Origin of the sequence: Aeromonas sp. DSM 116730, from assembly GCF_046581335.1 — a bacterium.
GTDB lineage: Bacteria > Pseudomonadota > Gammaproteobacteria > Enterobacterales > Aeromonadaceae > Aeromonas > Aeromonas rivipollensis.
The window spans coordinates 3,598,489-3,620,376 of the sequence record NZ_CP144265.1; the positions used below are offsets into that span (position 1 = coordinate 3,598,489).

At 63.0% G+C, this 21,888-nt stretch carries 19 protein-coding genes and 2 tRNA genes; 10 read left to right on the forward strand and 11 right to left on the reverse strand.

The annotated features are described in order from the left end of the window. Nucleotides 1-399: a hypothetical protein gene (locus Aeroheme_RS16460; RefSeq protein WP_106887710.1), complete on the forward strand. Its 399-nt coding sequence runs from the start codon at nt 1-3 to the stop codon at nt 397-399. Nucleotides 400-547: 148 nt separating this feature from the next. Here the strand turns inward: Aeroheme_RS16460 and Aeroheme_RS16465 are convergent, their stop codons facing one another. Further along, nucleotides 548-1,042, reverse strand: a complete 495-nt coding sequence (locus tag Aeroheme_RS16465; protein ID WP_106887711.1) for a hypothetical protein — start codon at nt 1,040-1,042, stop codon at nt 548-550. 166 nt (nt 1,043-1,208) lie between these two features. Between Aeroheme_RS16465 and Aeroheme_RS16470 the strand changes: the two genes are divergently transcribed. Next, on the forward strand, nt 1,209-3,179 hold the full coding sequence (locus Aeroheme_RS16470) for a putative bifunctional diguanylate cyclase/phosphodiesterase (protein WP_411166215.1): 1,971 nt from the start codon (nt 1,209-1,211) through the stop codon (nt 3,177-3,179). Between the two features lie 92 nt (nt 3,180-3,271). Here the strand turns inward: Aeroheme_RS16470 and rraB are convergent, their stop codons facing one another. Continuing rightward, nucleotides 3,272-3,607, reverse strand: coding sequence for a ribonuclease E inhibitor RraB (rraB, locus tag Aeroheme_RS16475; RefSeq protein ID WP_106887713.1), 336 nt, complete (start codon nt 3,605-3,607; stop codon nt 3,272-3,274). Nucleotides 3,608-4,234: 627 nt separating this feature from the next. Between rraB and Aeroheme_RS16480 the strand changes: the two genes are divergently transcribed. Together Aeroheme_RS16480 and Aeroheme_RS16485 are read left to right on the forward strand one after the other, a co-directional pair. After that, nucleotides 4,235-4,310: transfer RNA gene (locus Aeroheme_RS16480), tRNA-Phe, on the forward strand. Between the two features lie 5 nt (nt 4,311-4,315). Beyond that, nucleotides 4,316-4,391, forward strand: a tRNA-Asn gene (locus Aeroheme_RS16485). 64 nt (nt 4,392-4,455) lie between these two features. Here Aeroheme_RS16485 and Aeroheme_RS16490 read toward each other — a convergent pair. Next, nucleotides 4,456-4,677, reverse strand: coding sequence for a hypothetical protein (locus tag Aeroheme_RS16490; RefSeq protein WP_106887714.1), 222 nt, complete (start codon nt 4,675-4,677; stop codon nt 4,456-4,458). 160 nt (nt 4,678-4,837) lie between these two features. Continuing rightward, on the reverse strand, nt 4,838-4,972 hold the full coding sequence (locus Aeroheme_RS16495) for a hypothetical protein (protein WP_080675077.1): 135 nt from the start codon (nt 4,970-4,972) through the stop codon (nt 4,838-4,840). Between the two features lie 227 nt (nt 4,973-5,199). On the opposite strand from Aeroheme_RS16495, the gene Aeroheme_RS16500 reads away from it, so the two are divergent. The 3 genes from Aeroheme_RS16500 to Aeroheme_RS16510 all read left to right on the forward strand — a co-directional run bounded on the left by Aeroheme_RS16500 (nt 5,200) and on the right by Aeroheme_RS16510 (nt 11,085). Next, nucleotides 5,200-6,477, forward strand: coding sequence for an alpha/beta hydrolase (locus Aeroheme_RS16500; RefSeq protein WP_411166216.1), 1,278 nt, complete (start codon nt 5,200-5,202; stop codon nt 6,475-6,477). 100 nt (nt 6,478-6,577) lie between these two features. After that, nucleotides 6,578-10,141, forward strand: a complete 3,564-nt coding sequence (locus Aeroheme_RS16505; RefSeq protein WP_411166217.1) for an ATP-binding cassette domain-containing protein — start codon at nt 6,578-6,580, stop codon at nt 10,139-10,141. Between the two features lie 155 nt (nt 10,142-10,296). Continuing rightward, nucleotides 10,297-11,085, forward strand: a complete 789-nt coding sequence (locus Aeroheme_RS16510; protein ID WP_411166218.1) for a helix-turn-helix domain-containing protein — start codon at nt 10,297-10,299, stop codon at nt 11,083-11,085. Here the strand turns inward: Aeroheme_RS16510 and Aeroheme_RS16515 are convergent. From Aeroheme_RS16515 to trmB, 6 genes are all read right to left on the reverse strand, one after another. Next, nucleotides 11,055-11,666: a LysE family translocator gene (locus Aeroheme_RS16515; protein WP_411166219.1), complete on the reverse strand. Its 612-nt coding sequence runs from the start codon at nt 11,664-11,666 to the stop codon at nt 11,055-11,057. The genes Aeroheme_RS16510 and Aeroheme_RS16515 overlap by 31 nt on opposite strands. Nucleotides 11,667-12,370: 704 nt before the next feature. Continuing rightward, nucleotides 12,371-12,580 (reverse strand): YgdI/YgdR family lipoprotein, encoded by a 210-nt coding sequence (locus Aeroheme_RS16520; protein WP_106887720.1) that lies wholly within the window; start codon nt 12,578-12,580, stop codon nt 12,371-12,373. A gap of 203 nt (nt 12,581-12,783) precedes the next feature. Then, nucleotides 12,784-14,067: a rhodanese-like domain-containing protein gene (locus Aeroheme_RS16525; protein ID WP_411167257.1), complete on the reverse strand. Its 1,284-nt coding sequence runs from the start codon at nt 14,065-14,067 to the stop codon at nt 12,784-12,786. A 38-nt stretch (nt 14,068-14,105) separates the two neighbouring features. Further along, nucleotides 14,106-15,026, reverse strand: coding sequence for a glutaminase B (gene glsB, locus Aeroheme_RS16530; RefSeq protein WP_411166220.1), 921 nt, complete (start codon nt 15,024-15,026; stop codon nt 14,106-14,108). A gap of 97 nt (nt 15,027-15,123) precedes the next feature. Further along, nucleotides 15,124-15,456, reverse strand: coding sequence for a YggL family protein (locus tag Aeroheme_RS16535; RefSeq protein ID WP_106887723.1), 333 nt, complete (start codon nt 15,454-15,456; stop codon nt 15,124-15,126). Nucleotides 15,457-15,499: 43 nt separating this feature from the next. Continuing rightward, on the reverse strand, nt 15,500-16,213 hold the full coding sequence (gene trmB, locus Aeroheme_RS16540) for a tRNA (guanosine(46)-N7)-methyltransferase TrmB (protein WP_139436010.1): 714 nt from the start codon (nt 16,211-16,213) through the stop codon (nt 15,500-15,502). A 277-nt stretch (nt 16,214-16,490) separates the two neighbouring features. On the opposite strand from trmB, the gene Aeroheme_RS16545 reads away from it, so the two are divergent. Beyond that, entirely contained in the window at nt 16,491-17,558 is a 1,068-nt protein-coding gene (locus Aeroheme_RS16545) for a M28 family metallopeptidase (RefSeq protein ID WP_411166221.1), read from the forward strand. Nucleotides 17,559-17,803: 245 nt separating this feature from the next. Beyond that, a complete protein-coding gene (locus Aeroheme_RS16550; protein WP_290030738.1) occupies nt 17,804-18,985 on the forward strand; it encodes a PLP-dependent aminotransferase family protein in 1,182 nt (393 codons plus the stop codon). 118 nt (nt 18,986-19,103) lie between these two features. Here the strand turns inward: Aeroheme_RS16550 and Aeroheme_RS16555 are convergent, their stop codons facing one another. After that, a complete protein-coding gene (locus tag Aeroheme_RS16555) occupies nt 19,104-20,654 on the reverse strand; it encodes an EAL domain-containing protein (protein WP_234567675.1) in 1,551 nt (516 codons plus the stop codon). 281 nt (nt 20,655-20,935) lie between these two features. On the opposite strand from Aeroheme_RS16555, the gene Aeroheme_RS16560 reads away from it, so the two are divergent. Then, a complete protein-coding gene (locus tag Aeroheme_RS16560; protein WP_163137214.1) occupies nt 20,936-21,841 on the forward strand; it encodes a TIGR01777 family oxidoreductase in 906 nt (301 codons plus the stop codon). Nucleotides 21,842-21,888: the final 47 nt, after the last annotated feature.

Below are 21,888 nucleotides of genomic sequence, written 5' to 3' on the forward strand. Positions count from 1 at the left end.
ATGCGAACCCTGACTCTGATGGCCGCCTCCCTGCTGCTGGCGGCCTGCAGCACCCAGCCTCCCCAGCTGGTCGGCAACGATCAGGATGCCCACGGCTGCCGTGCCAGCGCCGGTTACCAGTGGTCCCCCCTGCTCGGCCAGTGCGTACGCCTGTTCGAGCAGGCGGTGCGCCTGCAATCCCTCGAGGCCACCGAGACCGGCAGCGCCTTCGTGCTGTTCAACGCCGATCAGAGCAAGGCCGAGCTGACCCTGCCAAGCGGCGAGCTGATCCCTCTTGAGCGCCAGGGCGAGGAAGGGAACTGGTCCTGGCAGGGAGGAGCCTACCAGCTCTTCCCCTGGAAGGGTTATGTGCTCAAGTCCGGCGAGCGGGCACTGTTTCACGGTGACAGCGCCCTCTAACGGCAACCGCTGCCAGTACGACAAAACCCCCGGCTCAGCCGGGGGTTTTGTTTTTGGCCCAGAGCCGGTTCGGGCTCTAGGCGCTCGCGACCCAAAACAAAAACCCCGTTGCAGGCAACGGGGTTTTCATGCTTCCGGCAGGGCAGGATCAGTTGCCCAGGGTGGCGAACAGACTCTGCTCCAGGCTGCCGCGGGAGACGCAGACCGGCGTGATGGAGGGAGCCAGCACGCGCTCGCCGGAGGACTCGACGAAGTAGAGCTGGGTGTTGCCCTTGACGTTGACGGTCGCCACGCTGTTGTTGCCGCTCTGGGTGATGATCAGGTTGATCTGCAGATTGGGGTTGCCCAGCGCGACCTTGGAACCCATGGTGCCGCAATCCAGCCACTCCAGCCCCTCGGCCGCGTTTTCGACGTTGGCGGTCATCAGACCTGAGCCACGCTGGCTGTTTTCGATGTTCAGGCCGTGATCGCCAAACCACTTCTCGGCGCGGGCCCACACCAGATCCACCGGAATTGCCATCTCCTGGGTGTTGTTGGTCGCCTTGGCAACCGGCGGGGTATAGCGGTACTGCTCGCCACCATTGTTGTCACTGGCACAACCCACCATCAACAGGGCCAGGGCGCCCCCCATTATCTTCTTCATGCTGCTTCTCTCGTCCATAAGGCCATAGGCCAACCGGCGGCTATTATGGCGATCACGACACAGACTGTCAGCAGGGATCCACATAAATGGCGGATTCTTAACCCACGCTTTACAAAACTGGCCTGTTATCATAGATTTGCTCGAAGTCTCCTCCGTGAGTGCTCACGTGAATTCTTCGCTCTCCCTGGCGCTGCTGCAGCAGATCATCGACCAGTTACCCATGAATATCTTCTGCCGGGATACGGCCGGACGGTACCTGTTTGCCAACAAGGCTTTCGCCCGGGAGGCCGGGCTGTCAAAGCCGGGCGATCTCATCGGCAAGACGGACGCCGAAATGCCCTGGGGCGATCTGTTCCGCGAGGAAGACGGGCGCCTGCTGGCCGAAGGCAAACCCCTGCTGCACCAGCAATTGCACTGCCACGGCGGCGCCGGCGCCAACTGGATGGAGATCCACAAGGTGCCGCTCTATGACGAGCAGGGCGACCCCCTCGCCCTCTTCGCCATGGTCAGCGCCATCGACCAGCGCAAGGAGCTGGAGCAGACCTTCCGCCAGCAGCAGCTGCTGCAACGCCGCCTGCTGGATGCCATCCCTGATCTCATTCGCCTCGAAGATCACCAAGGCGTACTCATCGACTGCAATCAGGCCTTCCTCGACTTCATGGGACTGTCGGCAAGCGACGCCCTGGGTCGGCGAGTGCCGCCCCGCCTGCCCGTCGAACAGACCCTGGGACAGGGGGAATATTGCGTGGTGGATGCCCAGGGCAAGGGCCGTCACCTGGAGGTCACCCGGGTCGAGGTGCCGGACGACGAGGGCAACTCCCTCGGCATTCTCACCCTGAGCCGTGACATCACAGGGCTGCGTACCACCCAGGCCCAGTTGCAACAGGAGCAGCACTACGACAGCCTCACCGGCCTGCTCAAGCTCTCCCACTTCCTGCAGACCAGCCGCCACCTCGGCGCCCGCAAGGCCAGCCTGCTGCTGGTGGATCTGCAACATTTTCGCGAGATCAACGATCGCTTCGGCATCCGGGTCGCCGACCGCCTGCTCAGCCAGGTGGCGCGCCGTCTGCAACGGCTGGCGCCGCCCCAGTCCCTGCTTTGCCGGGTCGCCGCCGATGACTTCGCCCTGCTGCTGCCCGAGCTCCCCCTCTCCCTGGATGAGTGGAGCCGCAACCTGCAACAGGAGCTGATGGCCCCCTACCAGGTCGAGGAGCACAGGATCCAGATCCCGGTGTTCCTCGGCATAGCCCACGGCAAGGCCAAGGAGGCCGAGCGCCTGCTGAGCCACGCTGAAGCCGCTCTGGCCCAGGGCAAGCGCCAGCAGCAGCACTGCACCCTGTTCGACCCCGAGCTGGACGCCAAGCTCAAGCGCCGTCAGCTCATCGCCGCCCAGCTGCCGCTGGCCATCAAGTCGGCCGAGCTGACTGCCGTCTACCAGCCCATCATCTGCACCCACAGCAACCGGCTGCACGGGGCCGAGCTGCTCTGCCGCTGGCCTCATCCGGAGTTCGGCATGATCTCCCCCGACGAGTTCATCCCCCTGGCGGAGGAGCTGGGCCTCATCGGCCAGCTCGGCCAGCTGATGCTGGAGCTGGGTTGTGCCCAGCTGGCCCGCTGGCAGGTGGCGGCCCCGGATCTGGTGCTCTCCATCAACCTGTCACCGCTGCAGTTCCGCGATCCCGAACTCTGCCCGCAGATCTTCGACTGCATCGAGCGCCACGGGCTGGCCCCCTGGCAGCTGGAACTGGAGATCACCGAAGGGGTGCTGATGGAGAATGCCGACGAGATAGAGAGCAACCTCGCCTGCCTCATCGAGGCGGGCTTCCAGCTCGCCATCGACGACTTCGGCACAGGTTACTGCTCCCTCGCCTACCTGCCCAGGCTGCAGGTGGCCACCCTCAAGCTCGACAGAAGCTTCACCCAGGGGCTGGCCAGCAACCAGGCCACCACCGCCATCGTCCGCTCAGTCATCGGGCTCGGCCATGAACTTGGTATCAGGATCACCGCCGAAGGGGTGGAAACCGTGGAGCAGCAGGCCTGGCTGGCACAGGCGGGCTGCGATCGCCTGCAGGGTTACCTGTTCAGCCGCCCCCTGCCCCCCGCCGAGTTTGCCCGCAACTACCAGTTGCCCGACTGACTCGCGCACAGCAAAAAGGCCACTTGAAGTGGCCTTTTTATTATCTGTCGAGGGCATGGGCAGCATCTTCTCGATGCGCTGACGAGTACACCTTACTCCTGGAAGTAGGTGCCCCAGCCGTCGTAGTCCACGCCGTATTTTTCGAGGATCGGTAGCATCTTCTCGATATCGGCCACTATGGTCTCGATATCCAGCTTGCACTCCACAGTGGCATCGAAGCAGAAGATGGTGGCACCGTCATCCAGCTCCATCTCCTCGGCATCTGTCACCTCGAAGCCGGCCTTGAACAGGTCCACCGCCGCCTTCTCCAGCAGATCGAAGTTCTGACAGGCAAAGTGGTGCTCAATCTCGTAGTCCAGACTCGGGTTGCTGCCATCGGCCAGCAGCTCGTTGACGATGGCGGTGGTCTCGTCGCGCCACTCTTGCATGTTGATACTCATATAAACCCCAGGCGGTATTGGATGGATGTCAGCCCCTGCTGGCAGGCACGCTGAGGCCGCGTTGGCCCGGGTCGCCGCCAGGGGGATGGTTGCGGCAAAGCATACCCGCAGAGCGCAACGGGCTCAATGCGGCAAACCAAGATAACTGCCTTGCCCGCCCCCCGCCCAAATGGCGGTGTCCGCAAAAAGGTCAAAAAGTGCAATAACCCGCCTTTGACAGGCGATACCACAGATACCGTCGCCCTCCAGCTCAAGGTAAACAAAACACATTGCAGGCTCTTTGGGGAACAGTGTTTTCCACCATGGAGCTACTGATGACAAAGGGTCAGCCCGGGAGCATAAAAGAACTCGTTTGAATGACACACAATCAGAAGCAAGGAGCCCGCTCATCGGCTCGGCCCTTGTGATTGGACATCAGGTCATGGCCGTCACTGAACCATGACTTTCGTTCAAGGGATCTGGCCTCCTTTTACTCGAGTTGCCCATGAAAACAGCGCGACAGGGCGGAAAAAACGGGGAAAACAGGATCGATTGTTCGGTTATCGAGCGAACGGCACCGCATTATTCCCCCAGCGGTTGACACCTAGACGCAGAAAGGGTTTAATGCGCGCCGTTGCCCAGATAGCTCAGTCGGTAGAGCAGGGGATTGAAAATCCCCGTGTCGGCGGTTCGATTCCGTCTCTGGGCACCAATAATTCCTCCTTAGTTCAGTCGGTAGAACGGCGGACTGTTAATCCGTATGTCGCTGGTTCAAGTCCAGCAGGAGGAGCCAAATTCGAAAGGCCCGCTCATCTGAGCGGGCCTTTCTGCATCTCCCCTTCCCGAAACGTCATTCCCTAATAGCGATTCTCGTCGCCGTGCCAGACATGTCCGGCGGAACATGCCCGGGCGACCTCGTGGCAAGGGTCATCGGCATGACAGCGGAAGAAATGCTGATCTTGTTGCAGCAGAAGCGAACTCATCGAGTGGCTGATACCGGCCAGAGCCTCGCCAGCGGTCAATCCTGCAACCCGGTGATCTGTGGCCAAATGAGCCAGTACTCTTTCACGACTATTCATGATCGCCTCCCTCTGTGGATCCCGTCGTAAATTGACCATAGCAGCAGGTATCTGACTACCGCAAACCCGCGCCAGCAAAGGGCTCCAGGCCGGTCCATCGCTGCCGGGAAAGTGGGGCAAATGAAAAGGCCCACCCTGCCGGATGGGCCTTTCATGACTGCTAGCCGCCGTTACAGGCCGCCAGCAACAGGGTCGCCCCGCAGGTGGCGCTGAATACCAGCAACCCCGCCTGCAGCACTCCCTCAGGATCCGTCTCTTTTCTTCTCTTTCTGAACCTTATCCATCGCGGCTTCATCGAGCCCACCTCATCCTGTTGTGTCCAGCTCCCCTGCCCTCCTCGGCAGGCCGCTCATCTTGATCCCGGTTCAGTTCAAGGTCAATCGGTCCGCAACAATAAAGCGGCCGGGCACTTGGGAGAGGGCCTCGTCATAGGTCCGCTCATTATCGGGAAAACCGGCGTGACCCGTCTGCGAGCCGGGGCTATGATGAGGCCGACGATTTCCGATCCCAGGGAGACCCCAGATGAGCAGCCCCTTGCACTATGTGCTGGATGGCATCCATTGCGAGCCACACTTCTTCACCGTGCCCCTCAACCACCAGAAACCGGATGACGAGGAGAGCATCACCCTGTTTGGCCGCACTCTCTGTCGCCAGGACAGGCTGGACGATGAGCTGCCCTGGCTGCTCTATCTGCAGGGGGGGCCGGGCTTTGGCGCGCCGCGCCCGACCGCGAGCGGCGGCTGGATAAAGCGGGCCCTGCAGGAGTTTCGGGTGCTGCTGCTCGATCAGCGCGGCACAGGCCACTCCACCCCCATCAGCGCCGAGGCGCTGGCAGGGCTAACCCCTGGGGAGCAGGCCGACTACCTCAGCCATTTTCGTGCCGACAGCATAGTGCGGGACGCCGAATATATTCGCGAGACCCTGAGCCCGGACCGGCCCTGGAGCCTGCTTGGCCAGAGCTTCGGCGGCTTTTGCAGCCTCACCTATCTCTCCTTCTTCCCGGACAGCCTGCACGAGGTCTACCTCACCGGCGGCGTGGCCCCCATAGGTCGCAGCGCAGACGAGGTCTACCGCGCCACCTACCAGAGGGTGGCGGACAAGAACCGCGCCTTCTTCGCCCGCTTCCCCCATGCCCAGGCCATCGCCAACCGGCTGGCGACCCACCTGCACCGCCACGATGTGCGTCTGCCCAACGGCCAGCGCCTGACGGTGGAGCAGTTGCAGCAGCAGGGGCTGGATCTCGGCGCCAGCGGCGCCTTCGAGGAGCTCTACTACCTGCTGGAGGATGCCTTCATCGGCGAGCGGATCAACCCCGCCTTCCTCTACAAGGTGCAGGCCATGCAACCGTTCAACACCAATCCGGTGTTCGCCATACTGCATGAATCCATCTATGCCGAAGGGGCCGCCAGCAACTGGGCGGCCGAGCGGGTCAGAGGGGAGTTTCCGGCCCTGGCCTGGGCGCCCGGCAAGGATTTCGCCTTCACCGGCGAGATGATCTTCCCCTGGATGTTCGAGCAGTTCCGCGAGCTGATGCCGCTCAAGGAGGCCGCCCACCTGCTGGCCAAGAAGGCCGATTGGGGCCCCCTCTACGACCAGGCGCAGCTGGCCCGAAACCGGGTGCCGGTGGCCTGCGCCGTCTATGCCGAGGACATGTACGTGGAGTTCGACTACAGCCGCGATACCCTCAGGGGCCTTGGCAACAGCCGCGCCTGGATCACCAACGAGTACGAGCACAACGGCCTGAGAGTCGACGGCGAGCAGATCCTGGACAGACTCATCCGCTTGAACCGGGGCTGCTGATCCCCCGCGGGCGACGAGCCCGGCCATAAAATGAATATCGAGGGCGGCCCATGAGCCGCCCCGCCCTGTCGGAAGCAACACAAAACAACAAGGACACCCTTTGGATCATCCGGAAATCTCGGCCGGCTGGCTGAGCCGCCTCTTCTATCACTGGACGGGCCCGCTGCAACGCAAGGGGCTGACCGAGCCCCAGGTCGGTCTCGACGATCTCTACCCCCTGCTGCCGGAAGACAGGCGCGACGAGCGGGCCGATGCCTTCCTCGCGCTCACCGCCGCTGCGCCGGTGCGCCCCTGGCCCATCATGGCCTTTATCTGGCGTCACTACCGCCGCCGCATCGGCCTGCTCACCCTGTTGCAGCTGATCGGCATGCTGGCCACCCTGGCCAGTCCCTGGCTGCTCAACCACAGCATGACCCAACTCGGCACCGGGGCCAGCACAGGCCACAAGCTGCTGCTGGCCTTCGCCCTGTTTGCCTCTGTGCTCGCCGCCGGCATGCTGGCGGAGCACTCCCTGCAGCTGGCACTCAAGATGCACGTCCCCATTCGCCGCCTGCTGGCCGAGTCCCTGCTCGCCAAGGTGATGAAACTCGGCGGCAAGAGCTTCGATGACAGGGCCGGCGGCCGGGTACAGAACCTCATCAACCGGGACGTATGGGACATTACTTGGATCCTGGCCGATCCCGCCATGCCGCTCACAATGGCGCTGCAACTGGCGGGCACCATAGCCCTGCTGGTATGGCAGGTGGGCAGCGCCGGGCTGGTGGGCTTTGCGGTGCTCACCCTGCTGCTGCTGCTCTCCACCCGGGTGGTGCGCCGCATGAACCAGCAGGAGCAGCAGCTCAAGCGTCAGCAGGACGAGCGCAACGGTATACTGGCCGAATACATCAAGAAGCTGCGGCTGGTGCGCCAGAACGGTCTCGGCGCCTTCTTCACCCGGGCGGCCAACGCCAAGCGCCAGCAGGAGCTGGGGGTGCTGGGTCGGGTGCTCAAGCTCGATGCCATCAACAGCTTCCTGATGATGAGCACCCCGCTGCTGGTGACCCTGGCCACCTTCACCACCTATCTGGCCTCGGGCCAGAGCCTGACCCTGCCCCAGGTGTTCACTACCATAGCCCTGTTCGCCGTGCTGCGGATCCCCATGATGCGGCTGCCTTACCTCATCCGTACCCTGATCAACTTCAATACCGGTTTCAACCGGCTGTGCGAGTTTCTGAGCAGCCCGGAGCAGCACAGGGATCTCACCGACACCAGCCTGCCCGTCGGCAGCCTGGTGCTGGAAGAGGTCACAGCCCTTCACCAGCAAAAATCTGTGTTGCAAGAGGTCAGCCTCAACATACAGCCGGGGGAGCTGGTGGGGATCACAGGGGCGACCGGGGCGGGCAAGAGCTGCCTGCTGCACCTGGTCGCCGGTTTTGACAACGGCTTTGAGGGGGCTATCCGCCGCAACGGCCGGGTGGCGCACCTCGGCCACAAGCCCTGGCTGATGAACGACAGCATCCGCAACAACATTCTGTTCGGCCAGCCCTGGCACGAGGATCGCTACCACTGGGTGCTCGGTGCCTGCGCCCTCACCACGGATCTGGGGCTGCTGAGCCACGGGGATCTGACGCTGGTGGGGGAGCTTGGTACCCGCCTCTCCGGCGGCCAGCAGCAGCGGGTCGCCCTGGCCCGCGCCCTCTATGCAGAGGCCGACATCCTGCTGCTGGACAACCCCTTGTCTGCACTGGATCCCATGGTCTCGGCCCAGGTGCTGGAGCAGGGGCTCGCCTTCAAGCCGGGGCCGACCCGGCTGCTGGTGAGCCATGATCCGGACGTGCTGGCCCACTGCGATCGGGTGATCCGTATCGAGCAGGGCCGCCTGGTGGAGCTAGGCGCCCACCAGCTGGCGGATCTCATCCAGCACCCGCAGCCCACCCCTCTGGTGGCGCCCCAGGAGGCGGAGCAGTTCAGCGAGGAGAAGGTGGTGGAGGGCAAGGTGGACTGGGGCCTGTTTGGCTTCATGTGGCAGCGCCTGGCCGCCCCAGGCGCCATCCTGATCGCCCTGCTGCTCACGCTGGGTCAGGAGGGGCTGCGCATCGCCTCGGATCTCTGGCTCGGCGGCAAGGCCGAGGTGAGCGATGTGAGTACCCTGCTCGGCATCTATGTGCTGCTGGGGGCAGGATCGCTGGTCTGCATCATGGTGGTGCGGGTCATCAACTACAAACTCGGCCTCAAGCTGGCCTGGACCCTGTTCGACGGCATGCTGGGCCGCATCAGCCGCGCCCCCATGGCCTTCTTCGACAAGGTGCCCCAGGGGCGCATCCTCAACCGCTTCGACCGGGATCTCGGGGAGGCCCAGGAGGTGCTGCTCTCCATGCTGATGGGACTGTTCGGCATGCTGGTCTCTGTGCTGCTGCAGGTGGTGGTCATCGGCATCAACATTCCCCTGCTGCTGCTCATCGCCCCCCTGGTGGGCTGGGCGCTCTACGTGCTGCAACGGCGCTACCGGGCGGTGCAGCTCAAGCTGCGGCGCCAGTCCTCGGTGCTGCGCTCCCCGCTTTATATCAGCATCAGCGAGACCATTCGCGGCGCCCCTGCCCTGCGTCTGGCCGGGGCCGAGCGCTTCGCCCTGGATCAGGTGCTGCATCACTATGACAACAACCTGCGCAGCTGGTACACCACCACCTCCATCAACCGCTGGCTCGGCATGCACCAGACCCTGCTCTCCGCCGCCCTGGTGGGAGCCGTGGCGCTGATGGTGGCCTTTGGCAACAGCCCGCTGCTGGGGGCCGTGGCCATCACCTATGCCTTCACCGCCTCGGCCATGCTCAACTCCCTGATCCGTACCTTCGCCGAAGTGGAACAGGTGATGAACGCGGTGGAGCGGGTACGCGAATACAGCGAGATAGAGAGCGAACGCCAGGAGGGAGAGGCCCTCGCCACCTCCCATCCGGCGGTGCGCTTCGACAACCTGGGGCTGCGCTACCCGGGTGCCAGCCAATGGGCCCTGCACAGGGTCAACTTCGAGCTGGCCCCCGGCGAGAAGGTGGGCGTCTGTGGCCGCACCGGCGCGGGCAAGAGCTCCCTGCTCGGGGTGTTGCAGGCCATGTATCCAAGCTCCCAGGGGGAGATCCATTACGACGATCAGCCGTTGTCAGCACTGGCACCGGAGGCGGTGCGGGATCTCTACGACACCGTCTCCCAGATCCCTCTCACCTTCTTCGGCACCCTGCGCGCGAATCTCGCCCCCCTGAGCGAGCAGAGCGACGAAGCGCTGGAGCAGGCGCTGAGTCGGGTGGGTCTGGCCGAGCGCTGCGCTGGCCGGCTGGACGAGGACCTCGACAGGCTGCAACTCTCCGCCGGCGAGACCCAGCTGCTGGTGATCGCCCGCATCCTGCTGTCGCGCCGCCCATTGATCGTGCTGGACGAGGCGACCTCGGATCTCAGCCACGGCGGCATGCGCAAGATGGCCGAGCTGCTCTATCGCTACCGGCCAGAGGCCAGCTACCTGGTGATAGCCCACCATCTGGAACCGCTCTTGTCGGTGGACAAAGTCGTGGTGATGGAGGCAGGCACTGTGGTGGAGCAGGGATCCCCGGTCAGCCTGCTGGCCAATCCGGGTTCCCGCTTCCACCAGCTGTTTGCCGGTCAGGTGAACCGCCAGGTAGGGGAGCTGACGGGCTAAGATCGGCGTTGCCTCGCCGACGTCAGAAGGGCTGCCCGCGGGCAGCCCTTGCTTTATCGGAAGCATCGCAAAAAGCAATTCTCATGTGGATACCAACCGAGCAGCAAAGCTGCTATAAAAAGAGCCCGAAACAGTCAGGATCACAAGGATGTGTCATGTCTCCAAGGATGGAGGTGGTTGCGCGCCAACCACAGCTGGAAGTCGCCCTGATCAGCAGCCAGGGAGGGGGTTACCCTCGCCATACCCACGAGGAATATGTGCTCTCGGCAAACTTGAGCGGCCAGGAACGTATCTGGTTTGACGGCAAGGAGCAGGAGGTGGTGCCGGGCCAGGTAACGCTCTACAACCCCTTGACCATGCAGGCCTCCACCTTTGGGGAAGATACCCGCTTCATCAGCCTGCATCTGTCACAGGAGCGGGTGAAGAGTCTGCTGGATGAGGCGGGACTCCTGTCCGGCCAGTCGCCCCCCGCATTCATGGAGGGAGTACACCAGATCCCGGCGTTGTTCCATGCCATTCTGGACCTGCATCGACACCCCTCGGCCAACCAGCGGGAAGAGGCGCTGGTGCGCCTGCTCGCCGCTCTGCAACGCAGTAGCGACCCCGCACCGCGATTGCTGCAGGGGCGGCTGCCCCAACTGCTTGACTACATGCGCGACCACCTCAGCCAGGAGATCAGCCTGGATGATCTTTGCCAGGTGGCCTGCTGCTCCAAATTCCACCTGGTTCGCAGCTTTCAGCAGGCGCTGCACGTTCCGCCCATCCACTATTTCAACCAGCTGAGACTGATGGAGGCCCGTCGCCGCCTGCTGCAAGGAGAGAAGCCCTCCCAGATAGCGCTGGCGCTGGGCTTCTATGACCAGAGCCACATGAGCAACGCCTTTCGCCGCGTCATGGGGATCAGTCCGAGCCGCTACGGAGCCCCCGGCACAAACTCGACATAACCCTGATAGATCACGTAACAGGCGAAATAGGCGAAGATCAGTGCCGACGCCAGGTAGGAGAAGCGCACCATCTTCTCCCCCAGCAACCGCCCGCCCTGATAGGCAAGGGTGCAGAGCACCAGGGCCCAGAAGATCCCCGCACTGAAGAAGCCGGAGAGGAAGAGCCCGGCATTCAGGGGATCCGCCCCCTGCCTCGCGATGATGGCGCCCCCCACGGCCGCGAACCAGAGGATGGCGGTCGGTGAGGAGAGCGCCAGTACCATGCCGCGGCCGAACAGGCGCCAGCGCCCCCCAGACTGCGCAACGCCATTCAACTCGCCATCCTGTGCCTGCAGCGCCGCGTAGCCCATCTTGATGGTCAACCAGATCAGGGTGACCGAACCAAATATCCAGAGGCTCCAGCGCACCATTTCAAACTGCAACAGCACGGCCATGCCCACCATGGCGAGCATGGCATAGATCAGATCCCCCACACAGGTTCCCACCCCGAGCCAGAAGCCATGGGAAAAGCCGCGGGACATGGCCAGGGTGATCATCGCCATGTTGGCCAGGCCTATGTCTAGGCACAGAGAAAGACTCAACAGAAATCCATTGTAAAATGCCATGTCACACTTTCTCCCAGATGGTTTGATGGTAACGGTCACCCTCTCCCTGCCAGGGCCCTGCTGCCCAAGACGCGGCCAACATCGAGCTCTTTTGACTCTCACCAACCAGGCTCTCCGACAAGGCACCGAACAGCTGTCCAAGCTCGGGATCCTCTGCCCGCTGGGCCATCTCCGCGAGTAATATCATCAGGGACTCGCACAGACGGTTTTGCTGAGGGCGTGTTCCCTCAAGGTCTCCCTCCAGCTCACGCAGACTGGCAACCAGGCTCAGCACGCGGCAGATATCCTCCCGCAGCCTGGGTGGGAGCGCAGGGGGCGGCATCAGCGTCAGCATATGGACAGAGTGCGTCGCCCTGGGGGGCCAAAATTCCATCTTCATCATTTACCTCCATGTAATATGAGGTCATATGACACCATTCATGATGAATTTGTATTGGAAAATATTGCCTTTTTATCCCAGCCAGACAACGGGTTCGCCAGCACCACCATGGGATTCAAGTCATAGAAAGGAGGATGAAGAAGGCAGGTATAGCCTCATTATTTAAGGGCTGTCACCCTGGCTGGACATGTCGACCAAGGATGGGGCCACCTCTTGTAACGATGAATAAATGCCTGCCAGAAAATGGCAAGGGCGCCTCCTTCGAGACGCCCCTGTGAACACATCCAGCAGCCAGTCAGGGTCAGCGCTCCATGATCTGGGTGATGTCATCCTTGTTGATCAACATCTCCCGCCCCTCTTCGTCGTAGTAGCGGTACATGCCCGTGTCCTCATCCAGCTTGGGCTTGCTGTCGGTGGTAATCATCTTCCCGTCCCGGGTGCTCATGATGTATTGAGAGCTGCACGCCACCAGCCCCAGCATGCACACCAGGACCATCATCAGTCGTTTCATCGCCCGCCTCTTCTCCCTCCTGCATCCTCAGGACGAGGATGTTTCTTGAAGCCTAGCTCAAGCGCCCTCACCCGAATGAGTGTCACCAAAATATGAGAACAGCGAGCTGAATCAGCGGGTTAACAGCGGGATGCGCCAGGATACCCAGATGAAAAAAGGCCGGACATGGGTCCGGCCTTCGAGTGGGCAACGCATTGGCGTTATCAGCCCTGCGGCTTGCGCTCACCTGTGACTGTGGGGTTTTTGGGGTCTGAGCTCCACTCGTACCAGCCGCCGTCGTAGACGCTGATCCGCTTCCAGTCCATCAGCCAGGCGTAGAAGAAGGCCTCGGAGGCGCGCCAGCCGGTACCGCAGTAGAAGGCGGCCTGCTGGGTGGGCGCTATGTCCCACTGGTCCCACATGGCGAGGATCTCGCGGGCCGGTTTCATGGTGCCGTCCGGGTTGTGGAAGTCGCTCATGCTGTTGGCATCCACGCCGCCGTGACCCCACTTGGCCCCTGGGATGTCGCCCTTGGGCTTGATGTAGCTGTAGCCGGAGGTGTTGCCGACAAACTCGTCCCAGGTGCGCACGCTGACCAGGGCGCTATCGGGCTGCTTGAGCAGCTCTTTAGCCTGACTTAGCGTGGTGTAATACTCGGGGTGGGCCGGAATGGCCACGCCAAACTCCTTCACCGGCTCAAACTTGTTGGCAAGGCCGGTCTCGGTGCGCAGGTGCTGCACGAACCAGGCATCCAGGCCGCCGTCCAGCAGGCGCACGTCTTCCACCCCGGCATACATCATCAGGTGAGCGGCACGGGCCGCCGCCATGGTGTTGCGACCGTAGAGGATGACGGTGGTGTCATGGCGGATGCCGTTCTCCAGCAGCAGCTGCTTGAGGGCTTCGTCAGACACCTTGTTCCACAGCGGTTCCTCTTCCAGGCGGTTGGTGTCGATGTAACCAGCCCCCGGGATATGGCTCAGCAGATAAGCCTTGGGGGCACCCCAGTCGACTTCGAAGACCTTCCAGTCCCCCTTGGGAGCGGCGGCCACCGGCTTGCCTGCCTGCAGATCGGCGAGCCAGAGCGGGTAGACCAGCTGCTGCCAGCGGGCCAGGTGCTCGCGCGGCGCACTCTGCCAGCCCTGCAGCTCGAACAGTTGCTTGATGCCCTGCTGGCGCAGCAGGCGGGCCACCTCGGCCACTTCCCGCGGGGCGCCGTAGAGAGCGACCGGCAGATCGGCCTTCAGCCCCTTGCTCGCGAGCGCCTTGGGCCACTCTTCGTCACTGTATTTCCACTCGGCGGAGAGGTTCTCGGCGCCAGCCACGTGGCCCCCCTGCTTCTCGCCCGCCATGGGCCAGCCCTGGTAGAAGTAGCTGGGGCGGGTATCCAGGATCACGGCCTGCTTCGCCTTGGCATCGGCCAGGGAGAGAGGGGGCAGTTCGGCGGCCAGGGCGGGCCAGGCACACCAGAGCAGCAAGGCAGCCAGGCCGCTTCGCCACAGTCCAGTCATTCGTTTCATGATGTTGTCTCGATGCATAGTGAACAAAGTTAAAAAATGGAGCGGCCGAGGCGCTCGGCCAGCAGCTCCAGCGCCGCCGTGCCCGCCAGGGAGTTGCCCGCCTTGTTGAGTTCGGGGGACCAGACGCAGACCGTCAGTTCGCCGGGGATCAGCGCCATGATGCCGCCCCCCACCCCGGACTTGCCCGGCATGCCGACCCGGTAGGCGAAGTCGCCAGCCTCGTCATAGAGGCCGCAGGTGGCGAGCAGGGCGTTGACCTGCTTGGTGGTACGGGCAGGCAAGAGCGGCGTGCTCTCGCCGAGCGGCGCGCCGCGGTTGGCCAGGTAGATGAATGCCCGTGCCAGATCGACGCAGCTCATGCGGATGGCGCAGGCATTGAAGTAGCTCTGCAGCACCTTGTCCACCTCGTTCTCGAAGTTGCCATAGGCCTTCATCAGGTAGGCGATGGCGGCGTTGCGGGCTGCGTGCTGATATTCGGAGCGAGCCACCACCTGGTCCGCCATGATGGCCGGATTGCCAGAGAGGCGTCGCACCAGCTCCAGGGTGCGTTGGCGCGGGGCGGTGAGCCGGGTCTCCAGCAGATCGCTCACCACCAGGGCGCCGGCATTGATGAAGGGGTTGCGGGGAATGCCGTGCTCGAACTCGAGCTGCACCAGGGAGTTGAACGGCTGGCCGGAGGGCTCCTTGCCCACCCGGGCCCAGATCTCCTCCTCCCGATAGAGGGTGAGCGCCAGGGTCAGGCTCAAGGCCTTGGAGATGCTCTGGATGGAGAAGGGCTCGAAGGCATCACCGGCGGTGAACAGCTCCCCCTCCACGGTGCAGACAGCGATCCCGAGTCTGTCCGCCGGCACCTGCGCCAGCGCGGGAATGTAATCGGCCACCTTGCCCTGCCCGAGCAGCGGGCGCACCTCTTCCAGGATGCTGGCCAGTAATTCGGATGACAACACCATAGACGATTCCATGACGTGAGACGGGGTGAGGCCAGGCTCACCGACAAAAATCCCGCCGGCGGCGGGATTTTCTATCTGCCCGAGAGGCAGTCAGATATCAGGCCGGCTCGCCGTACCAGAGATCGAACAGCTCGGTGACCACCACGGCCTCCATTCCCTTGCCTTCCAGCCAGGCTTTGACGACGGCGCGGTCCTCTTCGGTGCACTTGCCCAGTTGCTGGGTGCAGATCATCCCTTCCCAGGCCAGGTGGCCTGAACCGGCGAAGGCCAGCTTGCGGGGTTCAACAACCTCATCGATCATCGCATCGACTACCGCATCGATGGTCTCTTCGGCAGTGCCGACCGGGAAGTTGAAACTGATGTCGAAACCCATTTCCTGGAATTCATCGACGCGCAGTTTCTTACGCAGACGGCGGCTACGATTGGCCATGATAGCTCCTCAAGTTAGTTGATACGCGAGTTGACGTGCCAGCTCAGCTGACACGCTTGAAAATCAGATCCCAGACACCGTGGCCCAGACGATGGCCACGTTGTTCGAATTTGGTCAGCGGACGCCAGTCGGGACGGGGCACCCAGTTGCCGGTGGCGGAGGTGTTCTCGTACCCCTCGGCGGCGCTCATCACTTCCAGCATGTGCTCGGCATAGTTTTCCCAGTCGGTGGCCATGTGGAAGACGCCACCTATGGCGAGCTTCTGGCGGATGTCCTGGGCGAAGGCCGGCTGCACTATGCGGCGCTTGTGGTGACGGCTCTTGTGCCAGGGATCCGGGAAGAAGAGCTGCAGACAGGAGAGTGAGCCGTTCGGGATCATGTGCTCCAGCACTTCCACCGCATCGTGGCAGATGACGCGCAGGTTGGTGACGCCCGCCTCCTGTGCGGTGCCGAGGCAGGCACCCACGCCAGGGGAGTGCACCTCTATGCCGATGAAGTTCTTCTCGGGGGCATTCCTGGCCATCTCCACCAGGGAGGCGCCCATGCCGAAGCCGATTTCCAGCACCACCGGAGCCTCGCGGCCAAACAGCGCCACCATGTCGAGGGGCTGTGGTGCGAAATCTATGCCCATGACCGGCCAGAGCTCTTCCAGGGCCTTCTCCTGCCCTTTGGTCAGGCGGCCTTCGCGACGGACGAAGCTGCGGATCTTGCGCATGAACTTGCCGTCTTCGTTAAATACATCTTGGGTCACAGGCATAATTGTCTCGTTATTTCATCAATCCGGGTAACAGAACCGGGGTCAATCCGGGTTTAGGCCGACCTGGTTGGTTCGTTATTTCATCAATCGGCAAAAACAGGGGAGCGAATTATCCCAAGATAGGCCCAAGGCGCAAGTGTTTCGCAAAACAAATCCCCCCTGACTGACCAATTCCGCCACTGCGGTTGACAAATGCCACCCCCTTCACAGAATCTGCGGGGCGTCAGGTGCATCCTGACGCGGAAAAATAAAACCATACACAACAAAGGATTGCAGTATGAAAAAAGCCCTTTTGACCCTCGCCATCTCGGCCCTGCTGGCCGGGTGCAACCTCTCGGACAATGACTCCCAGCCCCCCGCCCCTGCCACTCAAGCCTATGAATACCTGGTGCAGCTGAGCTCGAGTGCCGAGGGAATAGGTGCCAGACCCACGGGCACCGAGGCCGAGACCCGCGCCGCCGCCTGGATCCAGGACCATCTGACCGGCTGGGGCTACGAGGTGCAGAACCAGCCCTTCACCTACACCCGAAGCGGCACCGAGAAGCACTCCCAGAACCTGGTCGCCGAGCTCAAGGGCCAGAGTGACAAGGTGATCCTCATCGGTGCCCACTACGACAGCACAGGCGAGAAGAAGGGCTCCGAAGGTGCCACCGACAACGGCGCCGGTGTCGCGGCCCTGCTGGCGGTCGCCGAGGCGCTCAAGGATCAAACCCTGCCCTACACTGTGCGCTTCGCCTTCTTCGGGGCTGAGGAGAACGGCCTCAACGGCTCCAAGGCCTATGCCGCCAGCCTGGATGCCGACGCCGTCGCCAAGCTGCTGGCCATGGTGAACTACGATACCATAGCCGGGGGCGACATCGTCTACGTCCACTCCGCCCATTCGGACGTGGCCGAGTACAACTGCGCCGAGCCGAGCCGCTACAGCTTCGATCCCAAGGTGCGCGACCGCCTGCTGGCCATCTCCAAGCAGAGCGCCACCCCGTTCGCCATTCACCCCAGCTACGGCGGCTACCCGGAAGGGGAGACCGGCAGCTGGTCGGATCATGCGCCTTTTGCCTGCCTGGGGGTGCCCATCGCCTACGTGGAAGCCACCAACTTCACCATCAACGGGGAAGATGGCTATGACGGCTACTCCCAGAGCACCAACCCGGCGCTGTGGGACTGCTACGACGAGGCCAGCAAGAGCGCCTGCGATCGGGACAGCGAGACCCAGTGGGGCAAGATCTGGCACACAGAGCACGACCGCCTCGACAAGATGGCCGAACTGTTCCCGGGCCGGGTCCAGCAGCAACTCGGTGCCAACACGGATCTGATGATCAGTTTCCTGAAAGCACCCGGGCTCTGAGCACCAAGCCGATGATCTGCGTCTTCAAGCTGAAAGAACCCGGGCTCCAGGCTCAGGGCAGATGAACACCTGACAGGGGTTTTTGCGCCCCCGGCCAGGGTAGAGACGATAAAATTCGGGCAGGTGCCAAACCTGCCCTTTTTTATGGATTTTTGTGACAGCCATTGCCTCATTTCTGAAATCTGATACAAACGGATAACCTGGCGGTTGAATGGAGCGACCGCCACCTAGTCAGAGAGAACCCTATGCAGCCGTTTTTTGCCCAGCGCTTCGAGAAGGTCGAGCCTTCCTTTATCCGTGAAATCCTCAAAGTCGCCGCCAATCCGGAGATCATCTCCTTCGCCGGCGGCCTGCCCAATCCCCACCTGTTCCCGGTCAAGGCCATAGAGCAAGCCTGCCAGGACGTGCTGCGCGAACAGGGCGCCGCGGCGCTGCAATACGCCACCACCGAAGGGTTCGCCCCGCTGCGCCAGTACATCGCCGATCGCTACCAGAGCCGCCACGGCATGGAGGTCAACCCGGACAACATCCTCATCACCAGCGGCTCCCAGCAGGCGCTGGATCTGCTGGGCAAGGTGCTGGTGAACGAAGGGCAGGATCTCATCATCGAAGAACCGGGCTACCTGGGTGCCATCCAGGCGTTCTCCGTCTATCAACCGAATTTCAAGCCCATCACCCTGGGGGAAGAGGGACTGGATCTGGCCGCGCTGGATGCGCTGCTGGAGCAGGGCTCCAGCGCCAGGCTGCTGTACGGCGTGCCGAACTTCCAGAACCCGAGCGGGGTCTCCTACAGCCGTGCCAACCGGGAAGCGCTGGCCGAGCGGCTGGTGCGCCACGATCTGCTGATGGTGGAAGACGACCCCTATGGCGAGCTGCGCTTCGAGGGTGAACACCTGCCCCCCATCGCCAAGCTGGCGCCGAACAATACAGTGCTGCTCGGCTCCTTCTCCAAGACGGTAGTGCCCGCCTTCCGTCTGGGCTGGATGCTGGTGCCGGACTGGCTGCGCAAGAAGGTCACCATCGCCAAGCAGGCCACGGATCTGCACAGCAACGCCTTCAGCCAGCAGGTGCTGCACCGCTTCCTGACCGATCACTCGCTCGACGCTCATCTGGAGAAGATCAAGGAGGTCTATGGCCGCCAGCGGGCCGCCATGGAGGCCGCCCTGAGCCGTCACTGCCCGCCCGGCGTCAGCTACACCCGCCCCGAGGGGGGCATGTTCCTCTGGCTGACCCTGCCGCCCAGCATCAGTGCCATGGCCCTGTTCGACGAGGCGATCAAGGAGAAGGTCGCCTTCGTGCCCGGCGCCCCCTTCTATGTGCGCCCCGAGATCCAGAACACCCTGCGTCTGAGCTTCTCCTGTGTGGATGAGGCCACCACGGAAGAGGGCATCAAGCGCCTCTGCCGCGCCCTGTCCCGCATGCTCTGAGCCCTCCGGGGATGAAAAAAAACCAGCGACCTGGGTCGCTGGTTTTTTTTATGCCTCGCCGTCAGCCCCTGTGAGCGGGCGGCAAGCCATTGGAGCCGAGCGCCTTGGCGCGGCCCCCTCAGGCTGACGGCGACGTCTGGGTGGGCAGCAGGCTGGCAAAGGCCGTCATCGGCATGGGCCTGCCATAGAAGTAGCCCTGTAGGAAGCTCACCTGACGCTCCTTCAGATAATCGGCCTGCACCTGGTTCTCCACCCCTTCCGCCACCAGCAGCAAACCGAGCCGGGTCGCCAGATCGATGACGTTCTCGACGATGTGGCTGGAGAGCGCATCCGATCCAATCATGCCGACGAAGCTCTTGTCGATCTTGAGGAAGTCCACCTGGAAGGCCTGCAGATAGGTCAGGCTGGAGTGGCCTGTGCCGAAGTCGTCGATGGCGATGAAGACCCCGAGCTGATGCAGCTCGGCAAACAGCCGATCCGTCGTCTCGTCCGCCACTATCAGCTCCCGTTCGGTCAACTCCAGCACCAGCTTGATGGGGTTCCCCCGGAAGGCACCGATAAAGTCCCGACAATCGTCCAGCAGGCTCAGATCCTTGCAGTGGCTGGCGCTGATGTTGAAACCGAAGTGGAACCCCCTGGGCAGCTGGTCCGCCAGGGGGGCAAAGGCCTCCCGCACCTGGGCCATCAGCAGCCGGGTCATGGGGACTATGAGGCCGCTGTCTTCCGCCAGCGGAATGAAGCGATCCGGCGAGATCATGCCCTGCCGGGGATGCTGCCAGCGCATCAGCACCTCGCAGCCGCTCCAGTGTGCATCCTCCCCCGTCACCACGGGTTGCAGATAGGGGATGAACTCCTGCTGATCCAGCGCCCGCTTCAGCTCCTGGGTCGGGGAGGTCGAGCGCCCCGTCAGCCAGAAGATCCCCACCCCGAACAGCACGCTCAGCAGGGGATAGACTATGATGCCGACCTTGGAGTAGTCCCAGATGTGGGCCCTGTACTCATCGACCGATACCCGGGTCACCACCTTGAACGGATACTTGCCGGAGGCCTCCTCCAGATAGCCCTGGCTGTCCGGCGGGATGAGGCGATCGGTGAGCTGGCTGTCCCGCTGCAGCATCTTCTGACCCACCACCAGCCCGAGGGGGGAGTTGCGGCTCAGCATATCCAGAATGTTGAGCAGGTAGTAACCATCGACCCCCACCAGCACGCTGAAGGCGCCGATCTCCTCCCGGTAGACGATGAGGGGGCGATTCGGGGTGACGGGGTTGCCCTTCATCAGATCCAGCTTGCCACCCACGTAGTCGTTCAGCTGGATCTCCCCGCTGACCGGGCCATAGAGGGAGGTGCAGTAGATGGTCGTGCCCTCGGCCAGGTTGACGCTGCGCACATCCGGCACTGTCGCCACCTGATCCCGCAGCCCCTGAACCACCTCGAGGCAGGGCTTGTTCAAACTGCCGGCAAGAGCCGATGCCGCCTGCTGGGCGTTATCCAGGGTGCGGTCAAACATCAGCCTGGCGTGTTGCAGCCGCTCCACCGCATCCTGCCGCACCCCGGTGGCGGTCTGCCAGGTGATGACGGCGAGCCCCAGCACCATGGGCAGCAAACCCGCCAGCAGGGCACAGACCAGCCGGACATAGAATTGACGCACCCTTAAACGACGAAATGGCATAACCGTCCTCATGGTAACGGCGAAAAAGCGGACAAGTTTACCCGCCACAGCCCGCTTGGCAAGCAATGATAATGCGCTCGGGCAAAACCCGAATGGCGCCCACTCTGGGAGGCAAGCCCCACTCCCCATCCAGATCCCATGCCTTGCGCCAGCGCAAGTCCCCTGGCGCAAGGCGTGCGAGGCGGCGACATCATGAATTTATAATGCTCATAAAAACAGGAGCTTGTCCATCCAGTGCCCAGCCTCTAGAGTAGAGCCAACAGCCATCTGGGAGGCAGGACATGAAGATACTGATCACGGGGGGAACGGGCTTTATCGGCCGCCGCCTGGTGGCACACCTCAAGGTGCAACACGAGGTGGTGGTGCTGACCCGCCAGGGCAGCCGGGCCTATGAGCTGCTTGGCCATGATGTCACTCTGCTGGACAACCTGGACCGGCTGGACCACCTCAACGATGTGGACATCGTCATCAACCTGGCCGGGGAGCCCATCGCCAATGGCCGCTGGAGCGAATCCCGCAAGCAGTTGCTGTGCAACAGCCGCTGGCTGCTGACCGAACAACTGGTGGATCTGGTCAAGCTCTCCAGCACGCCCCCCAGATTGCTGCTGAACGCCTCCGCCATCGGCTGGTATGGCCGCCAGGGGGATGAGCCACTGGACGAGCGCTGCCACCATCCCCACGACGAGTTCACCCACCGCCTCTGCCAGCGGTGGGAGCAGCTGGCCCTGCAGGCCCGCAGCCCCCAGACCCGGGTCTGCGTAGTGCGCATCGGCCTGGTGCTCGGCACCGATGGGGGGGCCCTGCCCAGGATGCTGCCCCCCTATCGGCTGGGGCTCGGCGGCCCCATGGGCCCGGGCAGCCAGATGATGAGCTGGATCCACGTGCAGGATCTGGTGCGGGCCATGCTGTTTCTCCTCGAGCACGACGAGTGCGAGGGGATCTTCAATGGCACGGCCCCGCAGCCGGTCAGCAATCGCCTGTTCAGCCAGACCCTGGCCAGGACACTGCATCGCCCCCATTTCTGCATGGTGCCGGCCCAGCTGCTTCGGCTGCTGATGGGGGAGGCGGCGGATCTGCTGCTCACCGGCCAGCACATACTGCCCGCACGCTTGCAGGAGGCGGGGTTCCACTTCACCTATCCGGCGCTCCCCGAGGCCCTCGGCAACCTGCTGCAGCCCCCGCGCTGAGATCCATAAAAAAGCGCCCGGCCAAGGCCGGGCGCTTTTTGAGAGAA

Excerpts from the sequence above, each read along its gene's own strand:
- Aeroheme_RS16460 (WP_106887710.1), top strand. The coding sequence starts at position 1 with ATGCGAACCCTGACTCTGATGGCCGCCTCCCTGCTGCTGGCGGCCTGC.
- Aeroheme_RS16465 (WP_106887711.1), bottom strand. The coding sequence starts at position 1,042 with ATGAAGAAGATAATGGGGGGCGCCCTGGCCCTGTTGATGGTGGGTTGT.
- rraB (WP_106887713.1), bottom strand. The coding sequence starts at position 3,607 with ATGCAAGAGTGGCGCGACGAGACCACCGCCATCGTCAACGAGCTGCTG.
- Aeroheme_RS16490 (WP_106887714.1), bottom strand. The coding sequence starts at position 4,677 with ATGAATAGTCGTGAAAGAGTACTGGCTCATTTGGCCACAGATCACCGG.
- Aeroheme_RS16495 (WP_080675077.1), bottom strand. The coding sequence starts at position 4,972 with ATGAAGCCGCGATGGATAAGGTTCAGAAAGAGAAGAAAAGAGACGGAT.
- Aeroheme_RS16500 (WP_411166216.1), top strand. The coding sequence starts at position 5,200 with ATGAGCAGCCCCTTGCACTATGTGCTGGATGGCATCCATTGCGAGCCA.
- Aeroheme_RS16510 (WP_411166218.1), top strand. The coding sequence starts at position 10,297 with ATGTCTCCAAGGATGGAGGTGGTTGCGCGCCAACCACAGCTGGAAGTC.
- Aeroheme_RS16520 (WP_106887720.1), bottom strand. The coding sequence starts at position 12,580 with ATGAAACGACTGATGATGGTCCTGGTGTGCATGCTGGGGCTGGTGGCG.
- Aeroheme_RS16525 (WP_411167257.1), bottom strand. The coding sequence starts at position 14,067 with ATGACTGGACTGTGGCGAAGCGGCCTGGCTGCCTTGCTGCTCTGGTGT.
- glsB (WP_411166220.1), bottom strand. The coding sequence starts at position 15,026 with ATGGTGTTGTCATCCGAATTACTGGCCAGCATCCTGGAAGAGGTGCGC.
- Aeroheme_RS16535 (WP_106887723.1), bottom strand. The coding sequence starts at position 15,456 with ATGGCCAATCGTAGCCGCCGTCTGCGTAAGAAACTGCGCGTCGATGAA.
- trmB (WP_139436010.1), bottom strand. The coding sequence starts at position 16,213 with ATGCCTGTGACCCAAGATGTATTTAACGAAGACGGCAAGTTCATGCGC.
- Aeroheme_RS16545 (WP_411166221.1), top strand. The coding sequence starts at position 16,491 with ATGAAAAAAGCCCTTTTGACCCTCGCCATCTCGGCCCTGCTGGCCGGG.
- Aeroheme_RS16550 (WP_290030738.1), top strand. The coding sequence starts at position 17,804 with ATGCAGCCGTTTTTTGCCCAGCGCTTCGAGAAGGTCGAGCCTTCCTTT.
- Aeroheme_RS16555 (WP_234567675.1), bottom strand. The coding sequence starts at position 20,654 with ATGCCATTTCGTCGTTTAAGGGTGCGTCAATTCTATGTCCGGCTGGTC.
- Aeroheme_RS16560 (WP_163137214.1), top strand. The coding sequence starts at position 20,936 with ATGAAGATACTGATCACGGGGGGAACGGGCTTTATCGGCCGCCGCCTG.